Origin of the sequence: Mesorhizobium sp. M8A.F.Ca.ET.202.01.1.1, assembly GCF_004791595.1 — a bacterium.
Lineage (GTDB): Bacteria > Pseudomonadota > Alphaproteobacteria > Rhizobiales > Rhizobiaceae > Mesorhizobium.
Genome location: NZ_SRUN01000074.1, coordinates 1 through 458, shown reverse-complemented (window position 1 = coordinate 458; position 458 = coordinate 1). Strand labels below are relative to the sequence as shown.

The window sequence follows — 458 nt, the reverse complement described above, 5'->3', positions numbered from 1 at the left end:
GTGCTGACGAAGGCGGCGTCGGCGCCGATGGCCTGGGTGTAGAAGGCGTCGAGCTTCAGCGCCGCGTCGATGCCGGCCGGCAGCCTGAGGTTCTCATCGGTCTCGTCGGCCCTGGACTTGAGCCACCGCTCGGCAAGCCCGCGCGTCGTCGCAACAAGGTTCGGGCCGTCGTCGCTGGCAGTGTATCTCAGCCCGTCGAGCATGCCGAAACCGATATCGGAGTCGCTGAGGCTCTGCAGATTGATCGTGCCGGCTGCCGGAAAATCCTTTACCGCCAGCGGGCCGAGCAGGGCCGAAAGACGCGTCTGGAGATCGGCCATCGCCTTCGTATTCTGGGCATCGAGCGTTTCCACGGCAGCGTTCGCGCTTTCCTGTGCTGCGATGTCGGCAATCGCCTTGTCGCGCGCGGCGATATAGTCGTCCTCCGGCGAGGCAGCGAGTGCCGCGCTGCCCGCAAG

1 pseudogene is annotated in these 458 nt (G+C 66.2%); it reads right to left on the bottom strand.

The features are described from left to right. A pseudogene (locus EN845_RS33895) lies at positions 1 to 458 on the bottom strand (hypothetical protein); the annotation flags it as partial.